We start from the raw sequence: 13,187 nt of genomic DNA on the forward strand, positions 1-13,187 counted from the left end.
TCCATTTTCTTGACAGCGACGGATCTCTGTATGGCGAGCTTGAAGCAGTCGATGAAGCGGTTCGAGAATTTCACCGTCAACTGAAGGGTCTGGTCTAATGAGATACGAGCGGGACTTGCAGGTCCGTTTGCGTGAACGCTACCGGCGACTGTATAAGACAGACTTCCAGAGCTATGAGACTCAATGCGCATATGTTCGGGACTTCATACTCCGCAGTCCGTCGCTTAAGGCCATCGTTGAGCAGCTCGAAAACGCCGAGCCCAACCTAGATCCAGCGGCCTGGGTAGGCGAACACTTCGACAACCGCGGATACGCATGGCCAGCCACCGAACAAGGCCGTGCCAAAGTGGCATGGTTCATGATCAACGAATTCATCGGAGAGCGCCTAAATCCGTGCATGCTAGGACGATCATTTTCTGTCGAAAACAGCTACAACGCTCTTGCGCGTGCCACAACCGAGCATATCGTTGAGCCATTCATTGAGTTCCTGGAAGAGCGTGTCGGTACCGAGAGCGAGATGCTCCACCAGTTGGAGCGCCTAAAGCAGCGTATCGAGCGATTCGATAGAGACAATCTGTTTGCTGCCTATGAGGCCGACACAAGGCGCGGCGAGGACACATACGATCGCTACATACAGAAGTTCCTGTTCGATCAGGGCATCGAACACATCATTTCTAAACCACGAACTGCATCGGGTGAAGCCGATGTGGTTGCCGGGCTGGATAGCGATGACGCGCTGGTGGAAGAGACCAAGCTTTACAACGGCGGCAGCTATGGCGTCTCGTATGTCTGCAAGGGTCTCAATCAAGTAGTTCAGTACGCTCAAGACCACGGCAAGACCTCGGGGCACCTGATTGTCATCAACCTCAGTGACGATAACCTTGAGATTGAGTCCGACGAGGACGAAAAGATCTGGCCCCCGCGGCTCCACTCTGCTGGAGTGACCGTATACGTCATTGTAGTTCGAGCACGGCCCTCAAAATCGGCGAGCCTCCGCGGCAACCAAAAGACAGTGTCTGTCACACGAGACAAGCTGGTTCTTGGTCAGTCCGACGATGCCGAGTAAGGCCAACAAGTGCTGACTGCCATCCGAAACGCCGCCTGTATCCACAGATAGCGCGGCTAATGGTATTGGTCGCGCACACGCCTACATTCGTTCAGCCAGAGTGATGGATCATCACCAGTTCGCCCGAACTCGCTACGTGCGAACCGAAAGAATCCAGAGGATGGATACCCAATGCCTTGCTGGACCACAAGGGCAGAAATCAGCCCACGATCATCCGCCTTCTCCATCCGTGACACGTCGGCCAGGATTTCTGACATCAAACCGCCGTGATACGGAACGTTCAGTCCGAGGGTGGCAAGGTGCTCGCTGAGCTGCTTGTAGGTGATCGTGCTCGTGCGCTCGTTTTCAGCACGTCGCGCAACTTCCTGAAGCAGAACCAACGTAGCTTGTACAGCTGCTTGGTACTCGTCATCGCTTAAACGCATACGCACCCATTTTCGTATTGAAATGCAATTTCACCCAACGCCCGTTTCAGCACGTCTGGTCCAGATCAACTGTGGCGGATTGGTCGTCCTGGTGAGTAGCGACTGACGCGCAAGTGATTGGCGTATTAGAATGGGCCAGATCCGATCGCTACCACAATGAACTGTTGATGCCACTCGTTATGACGTTCCCACATGGTGGGGTGCCGACCCCTCTCGGCATCCCGCGGAATATCCAATACCTGCCCGGTCAAGACAGATTCAATTGTGTATCCGATGCGATCGTCAGTACGATGGAAACGCCACCGCTGGTGGGGTTCTGCATGTTTCGGCCACATCACTGGTTCTCGTGGGGTTTCTGACCAAGTACGAGCGTCAAGCGCCAGTTTGTTGGCAACCGACACAATCGCGAACTCGCCGCGATGAGGTGTTCTGACAATACGCCACTGTTGAAACTCTCCACCGTGAGTCGTCCACATGATCGGCACATTGTCCCGTTCGACGTGACGTCCGGTGTCCAATGCCAAACCGCTGTCTCGGCCAATTATCACGAACGGTCCACGCCGCTTATTGCCAAATCTGGAGATTCCGCGCACATCAGTGACTTGTACGCCAAATCCTAGTGCAGAAACTCCCACACCGACAGGAGACCTGTCTGCCTCAGCCATAACGATGTGTCCCAATCAGGTTCGACGGTACTAGTTCATCATCGTCGTCAACCGGCTGGTCGTTACTACGTGACGGATCTTCGTTATCGTTCCGGTAGGGCATCGCCCAGCGACTTTCCCCCAAGATTGGGGCAGAAACCCTTCGAGCCCGGCGTTGTGTCTGGAAGCTGACCGCTAGTTAGCGGTCAAACCGGCCCAACTTGACAGCGCGCACCAGCGAAACAGCGTCAACCCCAAGGGTCGAGCCGTCGGCGTTCTTGGAGTCACGTACTTCCCGCAGGGTATTGGACAGCTCGACACATGTCTGCCCGGACTGGCTACGGCTCGATTTACGCCACGTGATCTGGACCGTCACCGCGGTTCTCCATTCTGTGTACCAACTCTGAAATAAAGCGTGCGGAGTCCTGAGCGCTCAGCGTTACGCGCTGGATCATCTCCACGGCATGCTTGTAGGCATTGACATCGTCTTCTTTGTGCAGCCACAACGTCGATCGTCGGGTTTCGAGGAACACAACGGACGCCGGGCCTTCAGATTCGATCAGTACGAAGGCACCTTCAAGTCCGGGATGCCACTCCATGCCGAACGGGATGATACGTAGCTCGACGTTGGGTCGCTGCATCATTTCCAGTAGGTATCGGAGCTGCGCGATGGTTGCGTCCCGGCCACCAATCCCCTGGTACAACGCGGCCTGCCCAACCAGCGCCACCAATCGAGCCGGGTTAGCTCCGGTGATGATCTCCTTGCGGCCAAGTCGAACGGCAATCCGCGTCGGGATGTCACCAACTGGCACACCGCCGCCCGTCATGATGGCGCGAATGTGATCAGCCGTTTGCAACAAGCCGGGGACCATCAGCGGCGACACCTCGATGATCGTCGCGGCCTGCTGCTCGTACTCCAGATACGCGGCTAGCTGCTGGCGCTGCTCAGGCAAGGTAGTCGCGACCCACTGCGGTTCTCCCGTGCCGTACACCAACGTCATGATGTCGTCGTACTGGTCGCCGTTGACATCAAGCACGGTCAGAATCTGGGCAACCTGTTCAGGCTTGGGGGTTCGGTCGCCCGTCTCCCATCGGGACAGCATCGCCGGATCACGGTTGATCTTCGCCGCGAACTCTCGCAGCTTGTAACCCTTGTCCGCGCGTGCCTGACGGAGCGCACTGCCGAGTGCTACCGCCTTGGGTGTCTTCGCCACGCCATCTCCGTGTTGTCGGTCGGTAACAGCTTAGTGTCACCGCGCTGGTCTGGATCTTTCACCTGTTGTGCCTAACACAACAACGTTGCCGTTGTCGCCTTGTTGACAGATTCTTCTGTCAACAGCATGCAAGCTAGCAGGCAACGGGCGTTAGGAGCACGACATGGGCCAGGACGAGCGCATCCTCGGGGGATTCGACCCCCACAAACGCCGCATCACCTGCAAGGACGGCTTCAACCGTCCTCGGGGTATCGGGCTGTGGGTCGCTCCTACGAGTGGTCGGATCGTGCTGGTGGCTCCACCGGCGGAAGCCGCCCTGTTGACCCCTGGGGAAGCTCGCATCCTGCGGGATCGTCTGGACGAGCTGGCCACGGTGGTTGAGCACCAGTACGCCGAGCTGCACAAGGCCACGAGGGGCGTTCTTCGTTGAGCACTCGCCACTCGCAGCCCGAGGACAAGCCGCCCATCCGGCTGGTGCCCCTGACGGTCGACGTCACCATTCCCGAACTCAGCGCCCTGAGCCGGGCGGCTGTCGTCGTCACAAACGCCTGGGATGTCCCGGCTGTCCGGGCCGCCGAACGCGGACTAACCAAGGTCAGGCAAGCCGCCCGCGTGCATCCCGATGTGCCTACCGCCAACTAGCCCCTTTTCGTGCGCCCTGGGAAGGAACCCCGTGTCCTCGACTGCCACATTGGTCTATGGCTACGTCCGTAGTTCGGTAGAACGGTCAGAATATTCGGCTGAGTGCCGTGAGGCTTTGGAAGTCTGGTGCGCCAAACAGGGATGGCACCTTGGCGGAGTCTTTATTGATGTTGGCGCCCCGCTGGACGTGGAAGAACGCATTGGCTTTCGAGGTCTGGTTCAAGCCTTGGCCATGCCGAACGCCAAAGCGGCAATCGTGCTCGACAGCAACCACTTGTCACCGCGGGCTGACATTGTGGCTGCTTTCGTCAACAAGGTTCGGCGTACCGGTGCGGCTATCTGGGTTCGAGATGGCGACTTGCCGCCAATGGCCCAAAAGCTCTGCAATGGCCAGGCAGAGGGGAAGCGCTGATGGTCGGCCTGGTGGTCACAGTGGGCGTTGTGTTTGTCATCCGGTTGACGTACTGGGGCATGGCCCGAGTCAAGGCCGGGGTGAATTCATGAGCGCAAGCCCGTGGCAGGATGACGCAAAGCTTCATGGCGCGTTGGCGCTGGTCAATCAAGACATCGTGGAATATGTCACGCGGGCACTTGAAGTCGATGCTGGTCAAGCGGCACCAATGGACGCACTCAGCGAAGCCAAACTTGGCGCAATCCTCATTGATCTGGGCTACGAGCTGTACCGCCGAGCTGAAAAGAAGCTAGCTGCTGACTCATGAACCACGCATCGACCTGGCAAGCAATTGTGGTCGGTCTGCCTGCGATCGTCTTGATTGTTTCGCTGGCGGGGTGGCTGGTACTCGATCGGCACCAAGACAAGCAACGGGAACGCCCTACAGCGAGATTTGCCGTGAAGCACTACTTGCCAGAAGGTCGGTACTACCTCCAAGACACAGCGGCCACCAGGCCCGTCTCCGTAGCCGAGCTGCTGGAGCAAGCCGTTCGCGAGGGGCGTGGGGTACGGCTGCACTGGACCGAAGCTGACACCGATCCCCACGGCCTAGCGGCCGTACCGCCCGATGACGAGTGGCCGACTGTTGTGCTTCCCCGCGAACTCATCCAGCGCGGGGAACGTGGTCAGCACGAGCTGGAGCGATGACCAATGCCTGATGACCAACACTCAGTCCGGCCGGACCCAGCGCCCACCAGGCGCGCCTACCACCGGTTGTCCATCTTCCTCAGCATGGACTTCAGCGTGGTTGTCTTGTTCCGCCACAACTTCAGGGCCAACCGCATGACCTGCATCTGGGCCAGTGGCCCGAGTGCGGATGTCATGCGCCGACAGGCTGAAACCTACGTCGACCGAATCCCCGGGCTCGACCTCACCGGAGTTGAGTGGGTCAACTCCGAACTACTGCTGAGCGCAGTGAACCGGCCGAAGAGTCACAGAAGCCCTTACGACGCGCAGGCTCGGGACTACCGCTGAACGCTGGCCCGACAGCCGGATCGAGCAATTCACGGCCTTCTCCTGACAAGCGCCTTCTGAACCCGGAGGATGGCTAGCGGCAAACCGCCGCTAGCACCACTGGGGGACGTGTGTCGGTCGACGAACTCGCCGCCAACATTGGCCGTGCACTCGCCGCCATGCCGACCGATACGTTGCACCAGGCCGTCAGCCATCTCCGCGAGACCGAGCAGGCGCTCACGGGCCTGGCGCACGATTCGGCATCGCCTGACTTGCCCTCGGCGGTGCACCAGCTCCACCAAGGGCACGACATGGTGGTTCACGTCGTCGGTCTACTGGATGTGGTCAAGAGCAACATGTTGAGATACCTGGCCAACCTGGGCGCCAGCTCGCCATCCCACCCGGTTGTTCCACAACGCCGTCCACGCGAGCGAGAACCATCTCGACCCACGCGCGGCACGACCACACCGGAACAGATCGAGTCGCTCCGCGGGGCGTTGCCGCCCACGGTGCCCAAGCCGAATCCGGCGCGGATGAAGACCCACGGCACATGGCGCGACAAACACGGCCAGGTGCACGAGCCGGTGAGCGGAGAAGACACGGAGTCAGCCGAAGCGTGGGAACGGCTCCAACGAGCGGGAATGCCGCCCGCAATGGAACCAGTGAACGTCACGCACGTCGAGATGAAGCTCGCGGTCCAGATGATCCGTGCCGGGACAAAGCACATTGACCTCGTCATCAACAATCGACCCTGCCGCGGGCCTTACGGCTGCGATGTACTGCTCCCGGTACTCTTACCTGCCGGTTACACCATCACGGTCCACGGCCCGAACTACCGAAAGACGTTCAGGGGAGGAATGCAGTGGTCACGCTAGAAATCTGGTACGACCAAGAACCGGAGAACGACTTCGGACCGGGCGACCCTCCCATCCTTGTCCGCACCGAACCTGAACTCCATGCCTTCATTGACCGGGTGCTGGAGGAAACCAAGGACCATGAAGCGCCAGCCATGATTCAAGCAGTCAACGCCGATGATCCGCAGTCCGCGGTGCTCCAAGTCGGGCTTGGGCAGACCAAGGGGTTCATCGGGTACGGCGCAGCGGATGGCGGCTGGACTCAAGGAGAAGGTGACCCTGATGAACGGGTCGAGTACATCTACATGGGCAACGTCAGTGAGGTGCGGGCCAGTGTTGAGGTGCCAATTGAGGTGGTTCGGCAGGGGCTAGTTCAGTTCTTGGGGACGGGGCGGAAGCCCAACATGGTTGTATAGTCCCTGCCGGGCACCTATCTAATCTCGCTCATGCGGCACCTGCTCAAAGTATCCTTCTGCAATATCTGGATCAAATCCGGCTTTTGCCAAGCGGACAGGTTCATTTGTCTTCGGGTCGATAACCGGATTACCGCTGGCGTCGGTGAAAACTTGTGGCAGAAATTTCACAGTCTGCTTCTTGACGTCTGCCCTCAACTCAGCGGTGTAATTCAACAGGTCGCTCAAGAGAATCTCGTTGACCTCGGGTGGTGCATTAATTGCTGCGCGCTGAAGATTCTCAATTATTCCGGTCAGCCTGCCGACTTCCCTCGCCTCGCCTCCTAGATTTGCAGAATAAAGGCAGAGCCACAAGGCGTGGGCACAGTTCTGGATGCAGCGCCGCCTCGATCGAACGAGTACATCTGTACCAATACGCTTTACGATGTCCACATAAGTTTCCGACACAAAATGATCGAATAGCACGCCGGCTTCTTGACTGTCATACAAATCCATGTGCCGTTGCAGTGATGCAGCAAGGTCATATCGCCGAGATTGTTCTGCCGCCCTATTGACAGCGGCAAATAGTTCTGCCGCCTTGGCCCGATCATTCTTAGCTACACCCGCTACCGTATTATGGAGCTGGCGTAAGCCCAAATATCCGTCGTCAGTGGTCGCCAAACGGACGACAGCTTGTTCTTGACCGCGACTGCCAAACCTGAGCTTTGAGCCGAAGTTGGCAAGCGCCTGTTCGATCTGCTGATCGACGGTCAAGGTCTGTCGACTGACTACATTGGTTCTATCTTCGAGATCAAATCGGGCGGCCATCCCCAAACGGGCACTTCTCTTAGTCGAGAACGTTTGAGCTTGCAAAATGCGCTCATCTGCGTCACCAGACTCTCGCCCTGCTTGCCAGTCTCCTTGCCCTACAGGCCAAACCGGGGAGGCAGAATAATTGGCCCGAACCATAGATGATGTCGTCAGGGGTTTTTCATAAGCGACGACGCTACTATTCTCCGTTGGCGTGGGCAAATCTTCCGGCGGCACACTTGCGTACTTGCTCGTTAAAGGTTCGCCTTTATCAACTACCTCGGCTGTGTCCGCGTCAAGCTGTTCGGCGGATTGCCTGCCGTCAACTAGTAGAGCTGCAATCTTGTCAATAGCATCCGCTAGATAGCGTCGACTCTGGCGTTCACTGACTCTTAGGTTATCTTCATAGTCCGCTAGCCATTTTTGACGCTGCCCAAGGTTCATCGTGGGTATATCGACACGATTTGTCGCGTTAAATCCTACGGACACGGCGTATGCATATCTTCGCGCAATGTCTTCCTGGTCGCCTCGTCCTTCCATCGGGTCTATCTTCGAGATACAGACATTGAGCCTTCGTGCAAAAGTTCGGCGCACATCGGCAAGGTCACCGCTCAAATCTAATTTCAGCAGGCGCTGTAGCTCGCTCAATTTATCCCGCAAGAGATCTGTTAGATGTGGGCGGTGAAGACCTTCTGCCTTCGCAAGAAACCGCAGCGCATCAGCAACCGTCAAGGGAGCCTTCTTCTGCTCTGAACCCATCGGGCCTCTCCAAGCGGATCGACAAATAGATGTAGATCATACCATTGACGAACAATTGACTTCTATTGTAATTGACACTGATTCATGTTAGAAGTAGAAGTATTAAACAGGGTACACCGTCGTGAGCGAGAAGCACCTTTTTGAAAATGAAGAACCCGCTAGTTCCGAAAGCTCGGCCGAGGATGAAGCGCAAGCTATCTACCAGCGTGACTTCTTAGACAATATGGATTACGACTTTAGGCCGTGGGAAGAGGGGCAGACCGGGTCTGAACCCGAAGTAGATGAAGCGCAAGCCATCTACCAGCGTGACTTCCTCGACAACATCGACCACGACTTTAAGCCGTGGGAACGCGGGAGCGACGAGGGCAAATAGCCCTATCCAACTGGCCCCAGTGTTTGGCCAGTTTTTCTGGCCAAAGGCGCTGACCAGCACAAACAGACCGGCCACACTCAAGAGTGGCCACACGCTTGAACCTTCACGGAGCTGCACGTCACGATTTGTCGTGTCAGGGGCAATCGCCCCCACACTCACATCCTTCACGTTAGCGCAGTTTGCGCCAAAGGATCGTGACGTAAATGCGGAAGGAGGTTTCAACATGCGAGCGGGCATTGGCCCCATTCTCGGCCGTATCGCCACCATTGTCGCCGGTTTGCTGGTAATCGGCATCGTGCTCAAGCTCGTGATGGCCATACTGACCCCAGTGTTGCCCGCTTGGGTCACTGCGGAACTTGATGCTGGTTGGGCATTGTTGTTCAGCATTCTGACACCGGCCCTACCCGCCATCTTTGCAGGCTTGATTCTTGGGGCCGCGATTTGGCTAGTCACTGGGTGACGCTAGTTCGTTTCGGTTCTTCTTCAGCCTTCGCTTTCAGAGAGGGGTACACCCATGCTCTTTTTCTTCTACCTCTGCGTGATGCTCTCGGTTTTCCTGATCGTGGCCCAGTTCGCGGGTGTCATCGCCCTGGTGCTGGTGGCGGCCGGAGTCATCGGGCTGGCCATCCGCCTGATGCGTGGCAAGAAGGCGGCCTGAACCGATGAGCTACGAGCTGGTGTTGGTCGCTGTGGCCATCGGGTTCTACATCGTCGGCCGGGTACACGGTTGGATTCGAGCTGTTCGTCAGTCGCTTGGGATTACCAAGCAGCGCAAGCGCTGAACCCCTAGCGCAGTAGTCGGGGCGAGTGACTTTTCCCCTCGCCCCGACTACTTCCACAGGAACTTTCTTGATCCGTTGAATTTCACAGAGGGGATACCTATGCCCAGACGTGGCCGCAAGCAGATTGTCGGCAAGCAGGAAGACCACGAGCGAAACGCTCGTGAGCAAGAGCTGTGGCTCATTTCTCGGTTGCTGCTGGCTGAGTGGTTGGTGCGGGAGTTGGAACAGTTGAACACTGCTCACGATTTGCCAATTTCGGACGAACGGTAGGGGTTAGCTGGGGGCCTGTGCCGACGACTGGTGACGTTCGTCGGCACAGGCTCCGCTCTACTTCGCAACTCCACAGCACTTGACGTGACCAAATTGGATGGGCATAACAACTAGTAGGGGGGTCGCATCACCAACTGAACCAACAGTGGCGGATTCGAGTGCGTGGAAAGACACGCAAGGAGGTAGACAGAGAACTCCTAGTCCAAGCGGTGATTGCCCTCGGGAAGCAGCTTCAAGGGGCTGAACGGTCTGCACAACAGGCCGAACTTAATCGAGAGGAGGAAGAATGACGCTAGCCATGGCTGTCCTGTTCGCTGGTGCCGTGATTTTTGGCGTGCTCACCTGGGTACGTTGGACAGATGCCCGAAACTGGCAATGTTCGCTGGTGGCCTACCGGCTGAGACTGCCGACCAAACTTTCCAGTGACGACGTCGTGCGCTGGCTCGGCATGGTTGCCGCCAGCACCCACGGCCGCGGTTGGTCACTCCAACCAGAGCCGCCACTCGGTTTAGAAGTCATTGCGTCGTCAGATGGCATTACGCACTACGTGCTGGTTCCACACGGCGCAGAGGCTCGACTGCTGGGCACTATTCGGGCAGGACTGCCCGGTGCCCGGTTGGAGGAAGCGCCGGAGTATTTGCAGTCGCCCGTTTCCCCTGTAGTTGCCGCAGAGGTGGCGCTGACCAGCCGCCACCGCCCGCTCGCTGTAGAACGGGCGGAAGCCACGAGTACGGCTCTGCTTGCATCGCTTCAACCGCTGCATAAGAACGAGCAGATCCGCATCTGCCTCGCCATGACCAGTGGCGGCACACCGAAGCCGATTCACACTGCATCGCCAAACATCGAGGACAGGTGGTGGGCTGCCTATCTGGTCGAAGGCGAGTCGTCGCCGGATGCCGAGTCTGTTCGGGCAGCCCGTCTCAAGCAGAGCTGTGCGCTGCTTCAAGTGTCGATGCGCGTCGGTATCACCACCGACAATCGGCTGCGGGCGTACGCCCTTCTCGGCGAGGTTTGGTCGACCCTGCATGGCATGAACAGTCCGGGCGTTCGAATTGTGCGCCGATGGTTGCCATCGTGGTTGGTTGCCCGGCGGTTGACGCTGCGGAGTCTGCCGCTGACGGTGTACCCGTTGCTGTTCAACGTGAAGGAACTCGCCGGACTTGTAGGGTTTCCGATCGGTGGCGTATCGCTTCCTGGTTTGCCTGTCGGAACGGCTCGTCAACTGGCGCCAACGCCTAACACGCCAACGCGGGGCACGGTGCTTGCGGAGTCCAGCTTTTCGGGTCTGTCGCGCCAGATCGCGCTGCGGCAGGGTGACCGGCTCAGGCACGTCCACCTGATCGGCCCGACCGGCACGGGCAAGTCCACGCTAATCGCGAATATGGCCTTGCAGGACATCGAGCGTGGTGACGGACTGGTGCTCCTCGACCCGAAGAGTGACTTGGTGGACGACGTGTTAGCGCGGATTCCTGAGCGCCGCCGAGACGATGTGATCCTGCTCGATCCCGCTTCAGTCGATCAGCCGGTTGGCTTCAACCTGCTCGGTGGCTTGCGCACCGAGGCCGAACGAGAGCTGGCCGTCGATCACGTCGTACACATCATGGCTTCGCTGTGGAAGGACTCGTGGGGGCCGAGAAGCAACGACATCGCCCGGAGCGGGTTGCTGACGTTGGCGCATACCGTCGCCCCGGACGGATCGCCGTTTACGCTCGTAGAGTTGCCGGAGCTGCTGACTAACAAGAGTTTCCGGCGCTTCGTCACCGGTCAGACGTCCGTCCCAGCCGGGTTGCGTCCGTTCTGGTCCGCGGTCGATCAGATGAGCCCGAGCGAGTGGGCCAACATGACGGCCGCCCCGCTCAACAAGCTCCGCGCACTGAGCACCAGGTCATCCCTGCGGCTGCTGCTTGGCCAGTCCACGGGCATCACGGTGGCCGACGTCTTCAACAGCCATCGTCGCATCCTGCTGGTGAAGCTTTCCAAGGGCACGCTCGGCACGGAGACCTCCCAACTGCTCGGTGCGATCTTGCTTTCATCCGTCTGGAACGCGGTACTCAAGCGGGCTGCTGTCCCGGCCGATTGCCGTCCGATCGCGCACGTGCTGATCGACGAGTTTCAGGACACCGTGCTGCGGTTGCCATTGGACATCGCTGACATGCTCGCCCAAGCCCGCGGCTTGCACGCCACAGTCACCTTGGCGCATCAGCACCTCGGGCAGCTCCCAGAGTCGGTCAAGACAGCCGTACTCGGAACTGCCCGGTCATCCGTGGTGTTCCAACTGGACCATGCTGACGCCGCTGTCATGCAACGCCGGTACGCACCATTGACGGCTGATGACCTGATGGCGCTCCCGGCCTGGGAGGTCGCCATGAAGCTGTCAATCGACGGACATACGCACTCACCAGTGACCGGCCTGACATTGCCGCTGCCTGACCCGATCACCGATCCCGCTGAGTTGGCGCGGCTCAGTCGAGAACGGTATGGCGTACCGCGGGCGGACGTGGAAGCAGCACTGCTCGCCCGCATCACACCACCTGGCACGGGCGGTTCGGGCGGCACATTCGGTCGTAAGCGCAGCCGGGGTTCGTCCTGACTGGGCACCCGATCGCCCTACCGATCGCAATACCGATCGTGTCGAGTCGGCGAACCAGTAAACAGAGGTCGACCGGGGTGCAGACGGCTGTAGTGCCAACGACTCTTGTGTCCTCCACCGGAGTTTCGCCATGACCGCCAGCCGCATCCGGGCAGGCGACGCACAACGGCTCCTCAACGAGCTCAGCGACCGTGACCACGCGATCCTGCGCGACCTCGCGCGGGTGCGAAGTTTGACCGGCTCACAACTCACTCGCCTGCACTTCCATGATCTTTCTCCCTCCTCCTGTGACCGCACCCGTCGCCGTGTGGCGAGCCGTTTGACCAGTCTTGACTTGATCACCACGCTTGACCGCCGCATCGGGGGTGTTCGGGCTGGCAGTGCTGGACTGGTCTATGCGCTCGGCCTCGCCGGTCAGCTCGCACTGCCATTCCTCGATCCGAACACGCACGCGGACCCTGCCTCACGGGCACGGCGACCATGGACACCTGGCTTACCGTTCCTCGCTCACACGCTTGATGTCGCCGAGTTGTACGTCCAGCTTCGTGAACGAGAACGGGCAGGTGACGTCTCGTTGCCGCACTTCGTCACGGAACCAGCCTCCTGGCACAGCGGCCTCGGCGGCTACCTCAAGCCGGACGCCTACATGATCGTGCAACACGGTTCAGTGGAAGATCACCTGTGGATCGAATGTGACCGGGCGACTGAGAGTCTGCCGACGCTGCGGCGGAAGTTGCTCGGCTACGTCGACGTCGCCATCAACGGGCAACTCGGACCCTGCGACGTGGTGCCGCGCGTGCTCGTCACCGTGCCACATGAGAAGCGCCTTGCAGCCGTTCTGGAGCTGATTAGCGGCCTTCCAGAACCGGCCGAACAGCTCATTGCGTGCGTCTTGTTTGAGCGTGCGTCCAGTGCACTGGTCGACGCTATCAGGGGTTGAAATGTTGCAAATTTGACTGTT

Annotated in this window: 18 protein-coding genes; 13 read left to right on the plus strand and 5 right to left on the minus strand. The window is 58.9% G+C overall.

The genetic code is table 11. From position 1 onward, the window contains the following. The first annotated feature begins 97 nt into the window (after positions 1-97). Complete coding sequence (locus ACUZ2Y_RS16060; protein WP_476319562.1) at positions 98-1,066, plus strand: hypothetical protein; 969 nt, start codon at positions 98-100, stop codon at positions 1,064-1,066. A gap of 56 nt (positions 1,067-1,122) precedes the next feature. Here ACUZ2Y_RS16060 and ACUZ2Y_RS16065 read toward each other — a convergent pair whose 3' ends face one another. The 4 genes from ACUZ2Y_RS16065 to ACUZ2Y_RS16080 all read right to left on the minus strand — a co-directional run bounded on the left by ACUZ2Y_RS16065 (position 1,123) and on the right by ACUZ2Y_RS16080 (position 3,349). Further along, on the minus strand, positions 1,123-1,497 hold the full coding sequence (locus ACUZ2Y_RS16065; protein WP_476319564.1) for a hypothetical protein: 375 nt from the start codon (positions 1,495-1,497) through the stop codon (positions 1,123-1,125). A 119-nt stretch (positions 1,498-1,616) separates the two neighbouring features. Beyond that, positions 1,617-2,156, minus strand: coding sequence for an RICIN domain-containing protein (locus tag ACUZ2Y_RS16070; RefSeq protein ID WP_476319565.1), 540 nt, complete (start codon positions 2,154-2,156; stop codon positions 1,617-1,619). Between the two features lie 178 nt (positions 2,157-2,334). Beyond that, positions 2,335-2,511 (minus strand): DUF397 domain-containing protein, encoded by a 177-nt coding sequence (locus tag ACUZ2Y_RS16075; protein WP_476319567.1) that lies wholly within the window; start codon positions 2,509-2,511, stop codon positions 2,335-2,337. Next, positions 2,486-3,349, minus strand: a complete 864-nt coding sequence (locus ACUZ2Y_RS16080; RefSeq protein ID WP_476319569.1) for a helix-turn-helix domain-containing protein — start codon at positions 3,347-3,349, stop codon at positions 2,486-2,488. The genes ACUZ2Y_RS16075 and ACUZ2Y_RS16080 overlap by 26 nt, the downstream gene beginning before the upstream one ends. 163 nt (positions 3,350-3,512) lie before the next feature. On the opposite strand from ACUZ2Y_RS16080, the gene ACUZ2Y_RS16085 reads away from it, so the two are divergent. The 7 genes from ACUZ2Y_RS16085 to ACUZ2Y_RS16115 all read left to right on the plus strand — a co-directional run bounded on the left by ACUZ2Y_RS16085 (position 3,513) and on the right by ACUZ2Y_RS16115 (position 6,666). Further along, on the plus strand, positions 3,513-3,779 hold the full coding sequence (locus tag ACUZ2Y_RS16085) for a hypothetical protein (RefSeq protein ID WP_476319570.1): 267 nt from the start codon (positions 3,513-3,515) through the stop codon (positions 3,777-3,779). Beyond that, positions 3,776-3,991, plus strand: coding sequence for a hypothetical protein (locus ACUZ2Y_RS16090; RefSeq protein WP_476319572.1), 216 nt, complete (start codon positions 3,776-3,778; stop codon positions 3,989-3,991). Before ACUZ2Y_RS16085 ends, ACUZ2Y_RS16090 begins: the two co-directional genes overlap by 4 nt. 31 nt (positions 3,992-4,022) lie before the next feature. Further along, positions 4,023-4,403 (plus strand): recombinase family protein, encoded by a 381-nt coding sequence (locus ACUZ2Y_RS16095; RefSeq protein WP_476319574.1) that lies wholly within the window; start codon positions 4,023-4,025, stop codon positions 4,401-4,403. Positions 4,404-4,491: 88 nt separating this feature from the next. Further along, the gene (locus ACUZ2Y_RS16100; RefSeq protein WP_476319576.1) at positions 4,492-4,710 is read left to right on the plus strand and encodes a hypothetical protein; all 219 of its coding nucleotides are present in this window, start codon (positions 4,492-4,494) and stop codon (positions 4,708-4,710) included. Positions 4,711-5,174: 464 nt separating this feature from the next. After that, the gene (locus ACUZ2Y_RS16105; protein ID WP_476319578.1) at positions 5,175-5,417 is read left to right on the plus strand and encodes a hypothetical protein; all 243 of its coding nucleotides are present in this window, start codon (positions 5,175-5,177) and stop codon (positions 5,415-5,417) included. Positions 5,418-5,527: 110 nt separating this feature from the next. Further along, positions 5,528-6,271 (plus strand): DddA-like double-stranded DNA deaminase toxin, encoded by a 744-nt coding sequence (locus tag ACUZ2Y_RS16110; RefSeq protein ID WP_476319580.1) that lies wholly within the window; start codon positions 5,528-5,530, stop codon positions 6,269-6,271. Beyond that, entirely contained in the window at positions 6,259-6,666 is a 408-nt protein-coding gene (locus tag ACUZ2Y_RS16115) for an Imm1 family immunity protein (protein WP_476319582.1), read from the plus strand. The genes ACUZ2Y_RS16110 and ACUZ2Y_RS16115 overlap by 13 nt, the downstream gene beginning before the upstream one ends. Before the next feature lie 18 nt (positions 6,667-6,684). Here ACUZ2Y_RS16115 and ACUZ2Y_RS16120 read toward each other — a convergent pair whose 3' ends face one another. Continuing rightward, the gene (locus ACUZ2Y_RS16120) at positions 6,685-8,211 is read right to left on the minus strand and encodes a hypothetical protein (protein ID WP_476319585.1); all 1,527 of its coding nucleotides are present in this window, start codon (positions 8,209-8,211) and stop codon (positions 6,685-6,687) included. A gap of 121 nt (positions 8,212-8,332) precedes the next feature. Here ACUZ2Y_RS16120 and ACUZ2Y_RS16125 point away from each other — a divergent pair, with 121 nt between their 5' ends. The 5 genes from ACUZ2Y_RS16125 (at position 8,333) to ACUZ2Y_RS16145 (ending at position 13,166) form a co-directional block, all read left to right on the plus strand. Beyond that, complete coding sequence (locus ACUZ2Y_RS16125) at positions 8,333-8,584, plus strand: hypothetical protein (protein WP_476319587.1); 252 nt, start codon at positions 8,333-8,335, stop codon at positions 8,582-8,584. 223 nt (positions 8,585-8,807) lie between these two features. After that, on the plus strand, positions 8,808-9,044 hold the full coding sequence (locus ACUZ2Y_RS16130; RefSeq protein WP_476319589.1) for a hypothetical protein: 237 nt from the start codon (positions 8,808-8,810) through the stop codon (positions 9,042-9,044). 54 nt (positions 9,045-9,098) lie between these two features. Continuing rightward, complete coding sequence (locus tag ACUZ2Y_RS16135; RefSeq protein ID WP_476319591.1) at positions 9,099-9,242, plus strand: hypothetical protein; 144 nt, start codon at positions 9,099-9,101, stop codon at positions 9,240-9,242. A gap of 680 nt (positions 9,243-9,922) precedes the next feature. Further along, on the plus strand, positions 9,923-12,226 hold the full coding sequence (locus tag ACUZ2Y_RS16140) for a type IV secretory system conjugative DNA transfer family protein (RefSeq protein WP_476319593.1): 2,304 nt from the start codon (positions 9,923-9,925) through the stop codon (positions 12,224-12,226). Positions 12,227-12,356: 130 nt separating this feature from the next. After that, on the plus strand, positions 12,357-13,166 hold the full coding sequence (locus ACUZ2Y_RS16145) for a replication-relaxation family protein (RefSeq protein ID WP_476319596.1): 810 nt from the start codon (positions 12,357-12,359) through the stop codon (positions 13,164-13,166). Positions 13,167-13,187: the final 21 nt, after the last annotated feature.

This window comes from Actinokineospora sp. UV203, assembly GCF_056323665.1.